Here is a 16823-nt window from a genome sequence, read left to right on the forward strand (position 1 = left end):
GCGGTTATGAAGGGCTCAGGCGGGGGAGAAATGGAACAGTCCCTGCAATACAAGCCATCGATTGCTCGATTGGCTGGATACGCGCTCTTTTTCGGCATGCTCTTTGTTCCCACGAAATATCAGTCGATCAGGTTGGTACTGCTAGTCGTGGTCCTGCTTGCGATTGTAGGAGCGTGGTTGTTCGGGGTATTGAAAGTGCGCCGTGGCCTTCTCATGGTGGTTATTTTGGTTGCGACGCTAGGGACTGTATTTACTCTTTATGGGGAGATGCGGAATAATCCGGGCGCGTCTGCCGGGATATCTGTCTACATCGTTTGGCCCTTGGTGTTTGCGCTACTTGTTTCCGGCATCTCGGAGCGTTCGCACCTCGATCACCTTTTCCGGGTCATGGTTTTTGCTGCTAATGCAATAGGCGCGTATGGGTGCACATGGATCTTAGTTCAACAGGGGAAGCTCCCGAGATGGTTGTTCGTAGTCACGATAGACCAGTCGCAGATTTACTATTCTCCAGCACCGGGGGCTTCGACGGCTAGCTTCACTACGCTTGCGACCCTAACGTTCCTGCTTCCCTTCGCGGCTGCGTTGCTGGTGACTTGGCCGCATAAAATGAAGGTCCCTGTGCGCAGACGATGGCTAGTATCAGCATGTCTATTGGGTCTGGCGCTCGCGGTTCTATCGGGTCGCAGGGGCCTGCTGCTTGGTGTTGCGTTAACGCCCCTCGTCTTGGCGGTTCTTGGGGTCGTCATTTCGAGGCGAGGACTCAAGGGGCGCTTGGGTGTGCCCGTTGCCTTCGCTGTAGTGTTCGCATTGCTTGTGGCGTGGTGGGTCGGATTGGACGCCGGCGCAGTTTGGGGTCGTCTTCTAAGCGGGTTTGTCTCGTCCAGCAGAGAAGATGACACTGTGCGGGCCGAGCAGTTTTGGCAGCTCTGGCAGGGTTTCTCCGACAGCCCCTTCGTTGGTCATGGGTTCGGCGCAACGGTCGCGCAGGTGCGCGACCCCTTGCGTCCATGGGCCTACGAACTTTCCTACATGGACCTGTTGTTCACCACCGGTATCGTAGGCGGCGCTTTGTACCTGTTCGCCCTCAGTGCGCCCGCCGCTAAATTGGTATCTGCTACGCGTCGGGCGCCGTGGCTTGCGCCTTACGCCACGCCGGTCCTTGCAGGTTGGGTGGCTTTCTTGGTCGCAAATGCAACGAACCCGTATCTTGACAAGTTTGACTCCCTTTGGGTCGTATTCCTGCCCGCGGCGCTCCTTAATGTGATGGCCGGGTCTCGGGATACGGATCCGTCTCAGGGAGCCAGCGAGTACCGGTCGTTCGCTCGCTAGAGCAGCGCGAATAACCTGTCTGCAGAAATTGCATAGGCCACCAATTGCGAGAAGGCTCTAGCTCACTGCGCCGATTTGGACACCCGCGCAAGCACCCTCGATGTGGCAATACCGAAGCTGCGCGAGGGACCTTTTCCCGACTGGATCCTGGAACGGCACCGCCGCGCGGAGGCGGCGCTGACGACGGTGGGGGCGACCTGCGACTTGCTTGGGGTTAGCACCCGCGGATGGACGAGCTCGTCAAGACGCTCGGGATCACCGGTCTGTCGGTCTCGCGGGTCTCGGTGTTGTCCCGCGACCTCGACGAGCAGGTCGGCGGTTCCGCACCCGACCGCTGCACGAAGGTTCGTACACGTTCGTCGCGGCGGACGTGTTGACGATGAAGGTCCGCGAACCCGGCCGGGTCGTGAACGTGGCTGTCATGGTGGCTACCGATGTCGACGCCGACGGCTACCGCGAAGTCCTCGGGATCCACATCGCGACAAACGAATCTGCGGCTGGCTGGCGGCTTCTGCCGAGACCTGACCGCCCGCGGCCTCCAGGACGTGGCGCTGGTGACCTCCGATGCGCACGCTGGCCTCGTGGAGGCGATCGGACCGACGCTGCCCGCCGCGTCGTGGCAGCGCTGCCGCACCCACTACTCCGCGATCCTCATGAGCGTCACCCCGAAATCGGGTTGGGCTGGGTCAAGGCGCTGCTTTATTCGGTGTACGACCAGCCCGACGTGAGTCCGTGAAGGCCCCGTTCGACCGGGTCCTCGAAGGCCTGTACGAGAAGTTCCCAGCGGTCGCTGAGCACGTTGAGCTGGCCCGCGCGGACATCCTGCTTCATCGTGTTTCCGAAGGAGATCTGGCGCCAGATCTAGAGCAACAAACCGAACGAGCGCCTCAACCGTGAGACCCGGCGCGGCACCGACGTCGTGGGTCTTTCCCGACCGCGAGGCGATCATCCGGGCTCGTCGGCGCAGTCCTGGCCGAGCAGCTCGACGAGTGGGCCGAGCAACGCCGCTACCTCGGCGCCGAGCCCTCAAGAGTGCCAGCGCTGTCGTGACCGACCGCGAGTCCGACACCGATCCTGAGGAGGTGAACACCGACATGATCGCCGGCGACATCAACGCTTAACCGAACAACCCCAACGGATCACCGTGATACACCACGCATCCGGACTTGACCAATCCTCTACTAAGCTCGCCGATCCAATCTGTCTGGGTGGCCTCTTTCTCGACCGTCGTCGACACCCTGCGTGTCACTTGAAGATCGAGTCCGCTACGGGAAAGTCAGCTTCAGGGTCTTTAGTCTTCGGGGCCGGTGGTGCAGCCGCGGCAGGTGCAGATGAGGGGCGGTGGGCAGGTCTAGTCTGGGACTCGTGGGGGCTGACTCCCGCAGGGGGACGAGGGCTCAAGGGCACGGGCTGCTCAGGGGCGAGCGTCGGCCGCTGACGCTTTCGCCGAGAGCGGCCCTTGGCACGCTGCCGCTCACTTTCGGGCCGATAATCGTACTCGTAGGTTCCGTAGCCCGCGCCTAACTCCTGGGCCTTGACTCGGTTGAGAATGAGGCCGAGGAGCGAACCGTTGACCTGCTCCAAAGATTCGAGCGCGCGACGCGCCTGTTCGCGCTCGGCTATACCAGCCCCGACAACCACAAGTGCGCCGTCAACAATCGTGCTGAGTACGGCGGCGTCTGTGACCGGCAGTAGCGGCGGGGCGTCGATGAGGACATAGTCGAAGCGATTGGTCAGGTCGGCGACCAGTTGCTCCATGTTAGCCGACCCCAGAAGTTCGCTGGGATTGGGCGGGATCGGGCCAGCGCCGAGCAGTCGAAGACCCGTGCGCCCGAACTGTTGCAAGACGTCGTCCACCTCGGCTCGCCCCACGAGCACGTCCGTGAGCCCGACGGAGCCCTCGAAGCCGAGATAGTCCAGAAGCCGTGGACGCCGTAGGTCGCCCTCGATCACGACCACTTTGAGGCCCGTCTCGGCGAGGCTCAGCGCGAGATTAGCCGTCGTTGTGGACTTGCCCTCGCCGGGGAGAGAGGAGGTGACGACAATCGACTTTGGGGGGTTCGCGACGTCGACGAATTGCAGATTGGTTCGCAGCGAGCGGAACGCCTCGGCACGCTTGGAGTGTGGATCCACCTGGACGATGAGGGGGTGAGCCGACGCATCAGTGTCGAAGGCGATAGCGCCGAGGATGGTTCCGTCAGTCACCTCCTCCAGATCGCGCTGGGACTTGATCGACTTGTCGAGAAGGTCACGCAGCACGGCTGCCCCGAAGCCGAGCATCAGACCAAGCGCGAGAGCGAGCGCCAGGTTGCGCAGCGGCCTGGGGCTGACTGGAACCGGGTCCGCGGTGGCATCCTTAACAACGGTGACCTTAACAGGACTTGCTTGACCGGGTTTGCGCTCGAGTTCCTGAATGGTCTGGGGGAAGACGAGTCCAATCGCCGCGGCGATGCGCTGTGCAGTGACAGTTGAGTCGCTCGTGACGTTGACGTCGATGATCACTGTGTCGAGCGGGACTGTGGCGGTGACCTCTTCCGAAAGTTTATCCGCCGTGGTACTGAGACCGACCTGCTTAATGACGGGGTCGAGCACCTTGGGCGAGTCCAGAAGTTGGGAGTAGGACTTCACTCGCGCCTGCGTAAACGTGTTGCCTTGTTGCAAGGCAGTAGCGGAGTCGTCGCCGGATGTCGACACGAAGAACTGAGTGGTTGCTCCGTAGGTTCGTGGTGCAAGCACCGAGTATGCGGCTGAAAGACCAACGGTCACGAGCGTCATCGCGACGATGATCATCCATCGCTTGCGGATGACGTTCAAGTAGTCCTGCAGTTCCACAGTCGTCGTCTCTCTCGGCAGGCCGCGCCCTGATCGCGCAGCTCCCTGTCGGACATTCCCGACACATGGCTACCTTATGCCGACCGGTCGAGATGCGCCGCTCGGGTCGGGCCGCTCCGTAAGGTGGGCCTCGTGATGCGGTGGACGACAGGCGGCCCGGGGGGTCGCCTTGCCCTCGGGGCGCTGATAGCTCTCTTCCTCCTAGACGGGGTTCTCGTCGTCCTGGCATTTCAGCCGGTGGCGGCTCCACCGGCCCATGTCCCTACCCGCGTCGTCGCCACCAGTCTCGCGACGCCGACCTTGGCATCCTCGCATCGCGTGCGCGTCTTGCCGGTTAGGGAGGTCATCACCGCGGTTGATGATGAGCGAGCTTGGCGTGCCGACGTCGGTACTTGCAGCGGCCCGGGTGCACGCTTGAACGTCACCGTGGACGGCGGCCGAACGTGGACGGAGCGCCCCGCTCCCGCCCACGCGCTTGGCCGGATTCAACCGCTTGAGGGCTTGCGCGGATTCATCATCGGCGCACGCGACGACTGTACGGCTCATGAACGCGCCACTGAGGACGACGCCAAGACTTGGAGCTCTCCAGTGGCCGTGCAGGGTGGTTGGTCGCGCGTTCCCGGGGGGAAGCAGCCCGGGCTCCTCATTACCCCGAAGCTCGCCGACGCACGTCCCTGTGGGAGCGCATCGATCATCGACTTCGCACGCGTCAGCGCCGTTCAAGCCGTTGCGTTATGCGTCGACGGCCGAATCGTCCGATCGACTGACGGTGGCTTGCGCTGGACGCAGTACACAACTGCCACGGGAGGCATGGCCCTCTCCGTCCGCGAAGACAGCGGCGCGACCAGCACTTATGTCGCGCGCATCGCCGACGGGTGTCACGGTATCGAGGTGTCGCAAGCGGCCGAGGGTTCGATGACGCGAGTCGCTTGCGTGAAGGCCCCTCTCCAGGGCGCTGAGGGACGGATCTCGTTGAGTGTCGTCGATACCGGCGGCTGGCTCCTCGTCGCTGGCCAGACGTGGCGCTCCGCCGCTGATCTGGCGGCTTGGTCGCCCGCTGCGTGAGCGGCCGAATCCGGCGCAGCTGAGCCGGACCGAGTGAAAAGGGGCAATTGCTGCGATTTGCCGCTAGTATCGAGCTCGCCAGACTTGGCCATCACACTTAGGGGAATCTTCAATGCGCGCTACCAAGGCATCTATCGCCGTCCTCGGCCTGTCGGCCGTCCTCGCCGGTGGCGTCATCGCAGGGGCCACGACGGCGACCGCCGCCAACGGCAACGGCAATGGCAACGGGCACTGCAAGCGCGACGATGACCGACGCGCTTACCCGCCGAAGGAGTGCAAGCTCAAGCTCGACCACGACAAGGGCCACCGCGGCGAGAGGTTCCGTTTCGAGGGCGACGGTTTCAAGCCCGGCGAGAGCGCCCAAGGCGAGCTGCACTCGACCACGGTCCGCACCGGCACCTATGTCGCCAACGCACAGGGCGTGATCAGCGGCTCGTTCGTCATTCCGGACAACTTTCCCAACGGCAATCACACCTTCACCCTGAGCGGCATCAGCTCGGGCGTCGTGAAGAGCGCCAGCTTGACTGTCACGCCCGCTCCCGCGGGCGGCGGCGGCGCGAGCAGCGGCAGCATGACCACCGGCGGCACGACCACCGGCGGCACGACTGCCGGCGACGGAGGCGGCCTCGCGATGACCGGCGCCAACGTGGCCGGGATCATCGGTGGCGGCGCTGCCCTGATGCTGGCCGGCGGCGCGCTCATGGTCGCATCCCGGCGTCGCAAGCACGTCAACCCTGCTGTCTGATCAGTGAGGCACGGTCGGCCGCGCCGCCCTTGGCGCGTGGTGCTCGTGACCGTTGCCGCACTGGTCGTGGGCTACGGCATCGTCCTGGCCTACACGGCATACCAGGTCAACCGCCACCTGCGCGACGCGCAGGTGGCGGTTGCCATGCTCCGGGCCGATCTCGTTGCTCCGCACGCGCCGGCCACGCAGGTGAGCGACCATCTCGCGACGGTGCAGCGGGAGTCGGCGGCGGCCCGTTCCCTGACCGACGGCCCCGTGTGGGGCATGCCGGCCCGGCTCCCGTGGATGGGGCCCCCCTTCGTGACCGTGCGAGGGGCGGCGGGTGCGGTCGACGAGCTTGCGACCGAGGTGCTGCCCGACCTTCGCGCCGTGCGCCACGACGTCCTCGGCGACAAGCTCGCGACCGGTCACGGCAGCATCGACCTCACCCCGCTCATCGCAGCCCAACAGCCGCTGGAGCACGCGTCGACGGCCACCGACACGATCCTTGGCAGCGTGCGCGCCCTGCCGACGACCGGGTTGGGAACTGTCGACTCTGCTCGATCGACCCTGCTCTCCCAGGTCACCGATCTAGCCGGGCAGCTGCGCACGACCCGCGACACGGTCGACCTGCTCCCGCCGATGCTTGGGGCTCAGGGCACCCGGCGCTACCTCATGGCCTTCCAGAACAACGCGGAGGCCAGGGGACTCGGTGGCCTGCCCGGCGGCTACGCCATTCTGCGGGCAGACCACGGCAAGGTCTCGTTCGAGCGCTTCGGCATCGACAGCGACTTCGCCGGACTGGACGTGCCGACGACGGGATTCGACGCCGACTTCCTGTCGCACTATGAGGGCTCCGATGTCGGGCACTTCTTCGGCAACGTCACGGTGAGCCCGCACTTCCCGTATGCGGCAGAGCTGTTGCTCCGCTTCTGGCAGGCCAAGGCGGGGGAGCGACTCGATGGCGTCATCGCGACCGACCCCTCGGCGCTCGCCATGCTGCTCAAGGCGACCGGGCCTGCCCGCATGGCGGACGGCACCGTGGTCACCGCTGACAACGTGGTCGCACTGTCGGAGCGGGACACCTACGCGCGGTTCGATGACCAAGTCGAGCGCAAGCGCTTCCTGGTGGACCTGTCCAAGGCCGTGGGCGACCACGTGCTGAGTCGGGGACCGTCGAACGCCAGCGGTCTGATCAAGGCCCTCGGGAATGCCATCGATGAGCGCCGCCTCGTGGTCTACAGCACGGCACCGCAGGAGCAGCGTCTGCTGGCGAAATACCCGGTGGCCGGACAGCTCGACGACACCGCTGGACTCTTCTCCGGGGTGGTGATCAACAACGCCGGCGGCAACAAGCTCGACTACTACTTGGCGCGCAACGTCACCTACACATCTGCGTGCCCGGGCCCTGATCCCACAGCCACGGTCACCATCAAGCTGACGAACACCGCACCCGCGACCGGGCTGGGCTCGTATGCCGCAGGCACCGCAGACCCGGCCCAGGCCGGGCAGCCCTTGGGCACGAGCCGTCTTCTGGTCGGCTACTACGCCACCAAGGGCGCCCACTTCAACAGCCCCACCCTCGACGGCAAGCCGACCCTCCTGTCGTCCGACACCGAGCGCGGTCGGCCGGTCTTCACCGCGACGGTGGATCTCCCGCCCGGCGTCACCCGCACGCTGGTGCTGCACGTGGAGGAGCCCCCCGCTGCTCGAGGGCCGGTGACGACGTGGGTCCAGCCCCTGGTGCTGCCTCAGACCACGAAGGTCAGGCCCGCGTCGTGCGGCACCAAGACGCGGTGAGATGCTGCGCGCGAGGAACGACCAGCCGAGACAACTGAAGGTGGAACGTGACTGACAGCAGCGGTGCGAGGGGCCGGGCAGGGCGGGTGCTCGTCGTGTGCACGGGCAACGTCTGCCGCTCGCCCTACATCGAGCGTCGACTTGCCCAGCTGCTCCATGGGACCGGTATCGAGGTGTCGAGTGGCGGCACCGGCGCGCTCGTCGGCTCACCGATCGACCCTGGCTCGGTCGCTCAGCTGCGGCAGCGGGACGCCGAGACCGAGGGATTCAAGGCCCGGCAGCTCACGGCCGAGATGATTGCCCACTCGGACCTCGTTCTCACAGCAACCCGCGCGCACCGCGCCGAGGTGGTTCGGCTGAGCCCTCGCGCCATGGCCAGATGCTTCACTCTCGCCGACTTCGCGCACCTCGTCGCGGATGCCAGTGCCGACGAGATGGACGAGCTCGACGAGACAGACCCGGGCGCGTCGTGGGTGGCCCGCGTCGCCGCCCTCGCCGCGTCCCGTCGCGGCCTCGTTCCGCCCTTGCCGCTGTCCGAGTCGGACATCCCTGACCCCTACCGGCAGGGCCCCGAGGCATTTGCCGTCATGGCTGACGCGGTCGAGAACCTTCTGCCGGCCGTGGAGCAGGCGCTGACGCCCTGAGCACGACGCTGCGGCCACGAATGCCCCGGGTTGGGGGAGCGCGGTCGCGATGGGCCAGAATGCACCCATGCCTTCGAACCACGCGCCCCGGAGCCTGTCCGGCATGCAGCCGACGAGCGACTCGCTGCACCTCGGCAACTACATCGGTGCGCTGGTCGAGTGGGTGCGGCTGCAGGAGACGCACGACGCCTTCTACTTCGTCGCCGACCTGCACGCCCTGACCGTCGCGCCCGACCCGGACGTGCTGCGCCAGCGCACCCGGATCACCGCCGCCCAGTACATAGCCGGCGGCGTCGACCCGACGCGCTCGACGCTCTTCGTGCAGAGCCACATCGCCCAGCACACCGAGCTCTACTGGGTGCTCGGCACGCTGACCGGCTTCGGCGAGGCCAGCCGCATGACGCAGTTCAAGGACAAGTCCGCCAAGGGCACCAACACCAACGTCGGCCTCTTCACCTACCCAGTGCTGCAGGCCGCCGACATCCTCATCTACGACGCCAACGTCGTGCCGGTGGGGGAGGACCAGCGCCAGCACCTCGAGCTCTCCCGTGACCTCGCCGGCCGCTTCAACCAGCGCTTCGGCGACACGCTCGTCGTGCCCGAGCCGCACATCATGAAGGCCACGGCCAAGATCCAGGACCTGCAGGAGCCGACCGCCAAGATGAGCAAGTCGGCCGCCTCCGACGCCGGCCTGGTGAGCCTGCTCGACGAGCCGTCGCGCATCGCCAAGAAGATCCGCTCGGCCGTCACCGACACCGAGCGCGAGATCCGCTACGACGAGGACAACAAGCCGGGCGTTTCCAACCTCCTCTCGATCCACTCGGCGCTGTCCGGCACGCCCGTCGCGCTCCTCGAGGAGCAGTACGCAGGGAAGGGCTACGGCGACCTCAAGAAGGACGTCGCTGAGGTCGTCGTCGAGGCGGTCACCCCGTTCCGCACGCGCACGCTCGAGCTCATGGACGACCCGGCCGAGCTCGACCGCATCCTCCAGGACGGTGCCGAGCGCGCCCGTGCCGTCGCCGAGGCAACCGTCCGCCGCGTCTACGACAAGGTGGGCCTGCTCAGCTCGGTCCGGCGCTCCTGAGCTCGTGACTGGCCCGGAGGGGGCGGCACCCGGCCCGTTCGGTACCGTCGGGGGTGTGAGTGTTGCGCGCCCGACCACGATCGGCGTCTCGATCCCCATCCCGGCCCCGCACGGTGACTACCTGCAGCAGCGCCGCGACGACTTCGGTGACCCGGCGGCCTGGCAGATCCCCGCGCACATCACGCTGCTGCCGCCCACCGAGGTGGACGGCGACGCGTACGCCGCCTTCCGGGCCCACTGCGCGCACGTCGCGGCCACCCACACGTCGTTCCGGGTCGTGCTCCGCGGCACCGGCACCTTCCGCCCGCTGTCCGACGTCGTCTTCATCCAAGTGGCGCAGGGCGTCTCCAACTGCGAGGCGCTCGAGGTGGCGCTGCGGTCCGGACCGATCCGCCGCGACCTCGACTTCTACTACCACCCGCACGTGACGGTGGCGCACAACGTCCCCGCGGACGCGCTCGACAAGGCCTTCGAAGACCTCGCCGACTACTCCGTGGCGTTCGAGGTGAACGCGTACCACCTCTACGAGCAGGGCGAGGACGGCGTCTGGCGTCCGGTGCACGAGTTCGCGCTCGCCGGGAACTGACGGGTGCCCTCGCTGCAGCCCCTGCTCGAGCGGCTCAAGGGGACCCGCCCCTACCGGGCGTGGACGCGCTACGGCGAGTCGAACGGTGACCTCCTCGCAGCCGGCGTCGGCTACTTCGCCTTCTTCTCGATCTTCCCCGCGCTGGCCCTCGCCTTCGCGATCTTCGGCTTCGTGCTCCAAGGCCGCCCGGACCTCGTCACGACCATCGCCGACTACCTCAACACGACGCTGCCCGGCATGGTCAAGACCCCGGACCACCCGCAGGGCATCATCAGCGTCCAGGCGCCGACGAGCCTCACGCTCACCCTGACCGGCATCATCTCGTTCGTCACGCTGCTGCTCGCCGGGCTGGGCTGGGTCGGGGCCCTTCGCACCGGCATCCGTGGCATCTTCGGCCTCGAGGCCTCCACCGGCAACCTGCTGCACACGAAGGCCCGGGACCTCTTCGTCCTCGTGACCATGGGCCTGGCCATCGCCGTGTCGGCGATCCTGACGAGCGTCGTCGGCGGACTGGCCCAGCGGGTCGCCGGCTGGGTGGGACTGGCCGGCAACGGCCCGCTCGTCGGCCTGGTGGGCCTCGTCGTCGGCATCGTCTTCGACACCCTGATCCTCGTCGTGCTGCTCCGGATGCTCTCCGGCGCCCCGCTGCCGATGCGCGAGGTGCGCCAGGGCGCCGTCCTCGGGGCGACCGTCCTCACCGTGCTCAAGCTCTTCGCCGGCTTCCTCATCGGCCACGTCAGCGGCAACCCGCTGCTCGGAGCCGTCGCCGTGGCAGTGGGCCTCCTCTTCTGGCTCAACCTCATGTCGAAGGTGATCCTGCTGTCCGCGGCGTGGGTCGTGGGCGACGTCGACCTGCGCCGGCTCGGCGACAACACGAAGCGCTCGGCGCTCGCGCGGGCCCTGCGTCCCGCGTTCGTCGCACCGCTGCCGGCGACCGCCGACACGACCCTCGTGCCGTATGCCGCAGCCCCCGTCTCTGCGCACCGCACCGCCCCGGGTCGGCGCCCGGCGACCCGCGCGGTCGACCGCGTCAGCCTCGCGGCGGGCGCGGTCGTGGGTGCTGCTGGGGTGGCGGCCGTGGCGGGCCTGCATCGGCTGCGCCGCCGCTGAGCGGCCGCTGGTTGGACTGACCGGGACCGGGTCAGGCCCGACGGCGGCGCCGGCGCCGGCGGACGGCCAGGAGCGCGACACCGAGCACAGCGGCCGACAGGCCCGCAGCCGGCGCGAGCAGTGACGGTGTGACGCCGTAGCGTGCCAGCTCGGCAGCCAGCCCGCTCCGAGCAGGCCTCACCGTGCCGGGTTGCTGGGCCAGCGCGGCCGGGCCAGAGCCGGCCGCGTCGAGTTCCTCTGTCGACGCCGGCGCTGCGGCGGTGGGCGCCGCCGCCTCACCCGGCTCGACGAGCCGCCCCACCGGCTGGACGCGGGCGGCGTACTTGAATCCCCAGTCGAGGAGGGCGGCCGTCGGTTTCCAGGAGCCGGTGATGCTGCCCATCTCGCTGACCACGAGGGTGCGGCCGCCTCTCGTAGCGGCACCGATGAAGGTGTGCTGGGCGCGGTCGGTGCGGCCGGGCTTGATCCCGATGGCGCCGGGATAGTGCGTCAGCAGCTCGTTGATGTTGAGGATGTGGAAGGCCGGCCACGTCTTGCCCCGCTTGTCCTTGCCGCCCGGGAAGACCGCGTCGCGCTTGACGATGGTGGCGCGGAAGGCCGGCAGGCGCATGGCGTCGCGGCCGATCAGCGCGAGGTCGTAGGCGCTGGAGCGCTGCGCGCCCTCGTCCAGGCCGCTGGGGTCCACCGTCAGGGTGTCGTGGGCGCCGACGCGGGCCGCCTCCTCGTTCATGAGCGTCACCGTCTTCGCGTAGCCGCCGGCAGCGTCGGCGAGCGCGTAGACGGCGTCGTTGGCCGAGAACATCAGCATGGCGTCGAACAGGCTCGCAACCGGGTAGCGGTTGCCCGCGAGGATGCCGACCCGCGACCCCGCGGCTGCTTGGGCATCCTGGCCCGCGACCACAACGCGCTTGGGGTTCAGACGCGGCATCAGGGTCAGCGCCGTGAGGGCCTTGAGGGTGCTCGCCGGCCGGAGCCACGCATGGGGTGACTTGGCAGCGAGGATCTCACCGGTCTCCAGGTCGGCGATGACGTAGGAGACGTCGTAGACCGCCGGGGGAGCCGGCACGGAGGCCGGTCGGTCCGTGACCACGCCGGTGGCGGCCAGCTCCGGGCCACCCACGACGGTAGCCGGGTCCCAGCTCGGCTGGGGGAAGGGCGTGGGGGCGACGCTGAGGCAGACGACCCGTTCCTTCGGCGCCGCATGCATCGCGCCCGGCTTCGGCGCCCGCTGGGTTCCGCTGGAGCCGGGTGCTGGCGTGACCGGTCTGGTTGTGGGAGCAGCCGTCGGGGTCGGCGCGGGGGTCGCGCTCGTGGGGAAGACCCTCGGCGGCAGCGGCTTTCCGACGGGCACGGTCGCCGGTGCCTGCCACGGCTTGCACGAGGGGCCGGCGACCGGTGCAACCTGCGGCAGGGCGGTGTGCGCGTCGGCCGCCGAGGCCGGCGAGACGGCATACGCCATCGTGAGGGCCAGCACGAGCGCACTGGCAGCGCCCGCGGCCACAGTCGCCCGCGGGCGCCGTCGGGAGGGAACCGGGGGCGTCATCGCGGGGACAGGGTAACCCGCCGTCCTGACGGGTGTCCGAAAGGCGCGGATCGCGCCGTTAGGGTGAGGATGTGAAGATCACTGTCGTCGGCCTCGGCTACGTGGGCCTGTCCAACGCCGCCATCCTCGCCCAGCACAACGAGGTCGTCGCCCTCGAGGTGGACGCCGACCGGGCAGAGCTCGTCAACGCCGGCCGGTCGCCGATCATCGACACCGACCTCGAGTCGTTCCTCGAGCGCGGTGACCTCGACCTGCGGGCGACGACGAACCCGCAGGAGGCGTATGCAGACACGTCGTTCGTCGTCATCGCGACCCCGACCGACTACGACCCCGACACCATGCACTTCAACACCGCGTCGGTCGAGCAGGTCATCGACGACGTCGTGGCGCACGCGCCGCAGTCGACGGTCATCATCAAGTCGACGGTGCCCGTCGGCTTCACCCAGCGGATGCGAGAGCGGCAGCCCGACCTGCGCATCATCTTCTCCCCGGAGTTCCTCCGCGAGGGCAGGGCGCTGTGGGACAACCTGCACCCGAGCCGCATCGTCGTGGGCGACACCGGCCCGGAGGCCAAGGAGTTCGCGTCGCTGCTCGTGGAGGGGGCCGAGGACGAGGACATTCCGGTGCTCTTCACCGAGCCCACCGAGGCCGAGGCGATCAAGCTCTTCGCCAACACCTACCTCGCCATGAGGGTCGCCTACTTCAACGAGCTCGACACCTACGCCGCGACCCACGGCCTGGAGACGCGCTCCATCATCGAGGGCGTGGGCCTCGACCCGCGGATCGGCTCGCACTACAACAACCCGTCGTTCGGCTACGGCGGCTACTGCCTGCCGAAGGACACGCGCCAGCTGCTCGCGAACTACGACCAGGTGCCGCAGAACCTCATCCACGCCATCGTCGAGTCCAACACGACGCGCAAGGACTTCATCGCCACCGACATCCTCGCGCGCGACCCGAAGGTCGTCGGGATGTACCGCCTCGTCATGAAGTCCGGCTCCGACAACTTCCGGTCCTCGAGCATCCAGGGGATCATGAAGCGCATCAAGGCCAAGGGCATCGACGTCGTCGTCTTCGAGCCGTCCCTGGAGGACGAGGACTTCTTCCACTCGCGCGTCATCCGGGACCTCGACGAGTTCCTGTCGGTCTCGGACGTCATCGTCGCCAACCGGCACGCCGACGAGCTCGAGGGCGTCCGGCACAAGGTCTACACGCGCGACATCTACGGGCGCGACTGAGCCGAGGCCTGCGGGAGGCCTGCAGGACCGACGAACCCGCCCTGGAAGACCAGGGCGGGTTCGTCGTTCTACGGTCCGGGCGGCAGGGTCACTCGCCGTGCATGAGCGCCGTGCGCAGGTCCCGGTTGAGCTGGCTGATCACGTCGAGCGGGATCTCCTTGGGGCATGCCTCGGAGCAGGCGCCGACGTTGGTGCAGCCGCCGAAGCCCTCGTGGTCGTGCTGGTTGAGCATGCTGACCACGCGCGCCTCGCGCTCCGGCTGGCCCTGGGGGAGCTCGCCGAGGTGCGTGAGCTTCGCGCCCGTGAAGAGCATCGCCGAGGCGTTCGGGCACGCGGCGACGCAGGCGCCGCAGCCGATGCAGGCCGCTGCCATGAAGGAGCGGTCGGCGTTGGGCTTGGGCACCGGCACCGAGTGCGCCTCGGGGGCCGCGCCCGTGTTGGCGCTGATGAAGCCGCCGGCCTGGATGATCCGATCGAACGCCGAGCGGTCGACGACGAGGTCCTTGATCACGGGGAACGCGTCGGCGCGCCACGGCTCGACGGTGATCTCGTCGCCGTCCGTGAAACTGCGCATGTGCAGCTGGCACGTCGTGGTCACCTCGGGGCCGTGGGCCTGTCCGGAGATCATCAGGCCGCACATGCCGCAGATGCCCTCGCGGCAGTCGGAGTCGAAGGCGATCGGCTCCTCACCGCGAGCGTTGAGCTGCTCGTTGAGGACGTCGAGCATCTCGAGGAACGACATGTCCTCGGAGATGTCGGTGACCGAGTAGGTGACCATGTCGCCCTTGGCCTTGGGGCCGGCCTGGCGCCAGATCTTGAGGGTTAGGTTCACTTGTAGCTCCGCTGCTTCAGCTCGACGAATTCGTAGACGAGGTCTTCCTTGTGCAGGACCGGCGTGCCGTCCTGCCCGCTCCACTCCCAGGCGGCGACGTAGGCGAACTCGTCGTCCTGACGCAGCGCCTCGCCGTCCTCGGTCTGGGACTCGGCGCGGAAGTGGCCACCGCAGGACTCGCGGCGGTGGAGGGCGTCGATGCACATCAGCTCACCCAGCTCGAGGAAGTCCGCCACGCGGCTGGCCTTCTCGAGGCTCTGGTTGAGCGTGTCGGCGGCACCGAGCACCCGGACGTTGCGCCAGAACTCGTCGCGCAGGCCGCGGATGAGGTCGATCGCCTTGAGCAGCCCCTCCTCGGAGCGCTCCATGCCGCAGTACTCCCACATGATGTTGCCGAGCTCGCGGTGGAAGGAGTCGACCGAGCGGTCGCCGTTGATCGACAGCAGCTTCTCCACGCGCGCGTCGACCGAGGCGCGGGCCTCGGCGACGGCCTCGTGCGACTCGTCGATCTTCGGGAACGGGCCCTTGGCGAGGTAGTCGCGGATCGTGTTGGGCAGGACGAAGTAGCCGTCCGCGAGGCCCTGCATGAGCGCGCTCGCGCCGAGGCGGTTGGCGCCGTGGTCGGAGAAGTTCGCCTCACCGGCCACGAACAGGCCCGGGATCGTCGACTGCAGGTCGTAGTCGACCCACAGGCCACCCATCGTGTAGTGCACGGCGGGGTAGATGCGCATCGGCACCTCGTAGGGGTTCTCGCCCGTGATGCGCTGGTACATGTCGAGCAGGTTGCCGTACTTCTCGGCGACGGCCTCGGCGCTCATGCGCTGCAGGGCGTCGGTGAAGTCGAGGTAGACGCCGCGGCGGAAGTCGCCGACCTTCGGGCCGACGCCGCGGCCCTCGTCGCAGACGTTCTTGGCCTGGCGGCTGGCGATGTCACGGGGCACGAGGTTGCCGAAGGAGGGGTAGATCCGCTCGAGGTAGTAGTCGCGGTCCTCCTCGGGGATGTCGCGTGGGTCCTTGTCGCAGTCGGCGGCGTTCTTGGGCACCCAGATGCGCCCATCGTTGCGCAGCGACTCCGACATCAGCGTCAGCTTGCTCTGGTGCTCGCCGGCGACCGGGATGCAGGTCGGGTGGATCTGCGTGTAGCACGGGTTGGCGAAGTAGGCGCCCTTGCGGTGCGCGCGCCAGGTGGCCGTGACGTTGCTGCCCATCGCGTTGGTCGACAGGAAGAAGACGTTGCCGTAGCCGCCACTCGCCAGCACGACCGCGTCGGCGAGGTGCGTCTCGATCTCGCCGGTGACGAGGTCGCGGGCGATGATGCCGCGGGCCTTGCCGTCGACGACGATGAGCTCGAGCATCTCGTGGCGCGTGAAGGTCTCGACCGTGCCGGCGGCGACCTGGCGCTCGAGCGCCTGGTAGGCGCCGATGAGCAGCTGCTGGCCCGTCTGGCCGCGGGCGTAGAAGGTGCGCGAGACCTGCACACCGCCGAAGGAGCGGTTGTCGAGCAGGCCGCCGTACTCGCGGGCGAAGGGCACGCCCTGCGCCACGCACTGGTCGATGATGTTGGCGCTGACCTCGGCCAGGCGGTAGACGTTCGACTCGCGCGAGCGGTAGTCGCCGCCCTTCACGGTGTCGTAGAAGAGGCGGTAGACGGAGTCGCCGTCCTCCTTGTAGTTCTTGGCGGCGTTGATGCCGCCCTGCGCGGCGATCGAGTGGGCGCGGCGCGGGGAGTCCTGGTAGCAGAAGGACTTCACGTGGTAGCCGGCCTCGCCGAGCGTCGCGGCGGCCGCGCCACCGGCCAGGCCGGTGCCGACGATGATCACCGTGAGCTTGCGACGGTTGGCCGGGTTGACGAGGGCCGCCTCGAACTTGCGCTTGTCCCAGCGCGACTCGATCGGGCCGCTCGGGGCCTTCGCGTCGACGAGGGGCGAACCCTCCGTGTACAGGCCGTGCACGACGCCGGGCGCCTCAGGGGCGGCGGGCGCGGCGGGGGCCTCGGGAGCGAGGGTCGCGGCGGGGGCTGCGTGGGTGTCGGTCAT

13 protein-coding genes and 1 pseudogene are annotated in these 16823 nt (G+C 67.9%); 10 read left to right on the top strand and 4 right to left on the bottom strand.

From position 1 onward, the window contains the following. The first annotated feature begins 6 nt into the window (after positions 1-6). Positions 7-1329: an O-antigen ligase family protein gene (locus ABD241_RS01155; protein WP_344057574.1), complete on the top strand. Its 1323-nt coding sequence runs from the start codon at positions 7-9 to the stop codon at positions 1327-1329. A gap of 72 nt (positions 1330-1401) precedes the next feature. Further along, positions 1402-2450: pseudogene (locus ABD241_RS01160) on the top strand (IS256 family transposase); the annotation flags it as partial. Between the two features lie 124 nt (positions 2451-2574). Here ABD241_RS01160 and ABD241_RS01165 read toward each other — a convergent pair. Beyond that, on the bottom strand, positions 2575-4161 hold the full coding sequence (locus ABD241_RS01165; protein WP_344057576.1) for a tyrosine-protein kinase domain-containing protein: 1587 nt from the start codon (positions 4159-4161) through the stop codon (positions 2575-2577). A 414-nt stretch (positions 4162-4575) separates the two neighbouring features. Here ABD241_RS01165 and ABD241_RS01170 point away from each other — a divergent pair, with 414 nt between their 5' ends. The 7 genes from ABD241_RS01170 (at position 4576) to ABD241_RS01200 (ending at position 11174) form a co-directional block, all read left to right on the top strand. After that, complete coding sequence (locus ABD241_RS01170; protein WP_344057578.1) at positions 4576-5226, top strand: hypothetical protein; 651 nt, start codon at positions 4576-4578, stop codon at positions 5224-5226. 112 nt (positions 5227-5338) lie between these two features. Next, entirely contained in the window at positions 5339-5971 is a 633-nt protein-coding gene (locus ABD241_RS01175; protein WP_344057580.1) for a hypothetical protein, read from the top strand. A 45-nt stretch (positions 5972-6016) separates the two neighbouring features. Further along, positions 6017-7750, top strand: coding sequence for a DUF4012 domain-containing protein (locus tag ABD241_RS01180; protein ID WP_344057582.1), 1734 nt, complete (start codon positions 6017-6019; stop codon positions 7748-7750). Between the two features lie 47 nt (positions 7751-7797). Then, positions 7798-8394, top strand: a complete 597-nt coding sequence (locus ABD241_RS01185) for an arsenate reductase/protein-tyrosine-phosphatase family protein (RefSeq protein WP_344057584.1) — start codon at positions 7798-7800, stop codon at positions 8392-8394. A gap of 49 nt (positions 8395-8443) precedes the next feature. Then, entirely contained in the window at positions 8444-9478 is a 1035-nt protein-coding gene (gene trpS, locus ABD241_RS01190) for a tryptophan--tRNA ligase (protein WP_344057586.1), read from the top strand. A 55-nt stretch (positions 9479-9533) separates the two neighbouring features. Continuing rightward, the gene (locus ABD241_RS01195; RefSeq protein WP_344057588.1) at positions 9534-10064 is read left to right on the top strand and encodes a 2'-5' RNA ligase family protein; all 531 of its coding nucleotides are present in this window, start codon (positions 9534-9536) and stop codon (positions 10062-10064) included. A 3-nt stretch (positions 10065-10067) separates the two neighbouring features. Then, complete coding sequence (locus ABD241_RS01200; protein WP_344057590.1) at positions 10068-11174, top strand: YihY/virulence factor BrkB family protein; 1107 nt, start codon at positions 10068-10070, stop codon at positions 11172-11174. Positions 11175-11205: 31 nt separating this feature from the next. On the opposite strand, the gene ABD241_RS01205 is transcribed toward ABD241_RS01200, so the two are convergent. Beyond that, the gene (locus ABD241_RS01205) at positions 11206-12717 is read right to left on the bottom strand and encodes a D-alanyl-D-alanine carboxypeptidase family protein (protein WP_344057592.1); all 1512 of its coding nucleotides are present in this window, start codon (positions 12715-12717) and stop codon (positions 11206-11208) included. A gap of 71 nt (positions 12718-12788) precedes the next feature. Here ABD241_RS01205 and ABD241_RS01210 point away from each other — a divergent pair, with 71 nt between their 5' ends. Continuing rightward, positions 12789-13955 carry a nucleotide sugar dehydrogenase gene (locus tag ABD241_RS01210; protein ID WP_344057594.1) on the top strand — a complete coding sequence of 389 codons (1167 nt, stop codon included), beginning with the start codon at positions 12789-12791 and terminating at the stop codon, positions 13953-13955. A gap of 88 nt (positions 13956-14043) precedes the next feature. Here ABD241_RS01210 and ABD241_RS01215 read toward each other — a convergent pair whose 3' ends face one another. After that, positions 14044-14787, bottom strand: coding sequence for a succinate dehydrogenase/fumarate reductase iron-sulfur subunit (locus ABD241_RS01215; RefSeq protein ID WP_344057596.1), 744 nt, complete (start codon positions 14785-14787; stop codon positions 14044-14046). Continuing rightward, positions 14784-16823 carry a fumarate reductase/succinate dehydrogenase flavoprotein subunit gene (locus tag ABD241_RS01220; protein ID WP_344057598.1) on the bottom strand — a complete coding sequence of 680 codons (2040 nt, stop codon included), beginning with the start codon at positions 16821-16823 and terminating at the stop codon, positions 14784-14786. Before ABD241_RS01220 ends, ABD241_RS01215 begins: the two co-directional genes overlap by 4 nt.

Origin of the sequence: Terrabacter lapilli, from assembly GCF_039531305.1 — a bacterium.
Lineage (GTDB): Bacteria > Actinomycetota > Actinomycetes > Actinomycetales > Dermatophilaceae > Terrabacter > Terrabacter lapilli.

What these genes read in the sequence shown, in the direction of transcription:
- ABD241_RS01205 (WP_344057592.1), bottom strand. Translation starts at nt 12,717, where the DNA reads ATGACGCCCCCGGTTCCCTCCCGACGGCGCCCGCGGGCGACTGTGGCC.
- ABD241_RS01175 (WP_344057580.1), top strand. Translation starts at nt 5,339, where the DNA reads ATGCGCGCTACCAAGGCATCTATCGCCGTCCTCGGCCTGTCGGCCGTC.
- ABD241_RS01220 (WP_344057598.1), bottom strand. Translation starts at nt 16,823, where the DNA reads ATGACCGACACCCACGCAGCCCCCGCCGCGACCCTCGCTCCCGAGGCC.
- ABD241_RS01155 (WP_344057574.1), top strand. Translation starts at nt 7, where the DNA reads ATGAAGGGCTCAGGCGGGGGAGAAATGGAACAGTCCCTGCAATACAAG.
- trpS (WP_344057586.1), top strand. Translation starts at nt 8,444, where the DNA reads ATGGGCCAGAATGCACCCATGCCTTCGAACCACGCGCCCCGGAGCCTG.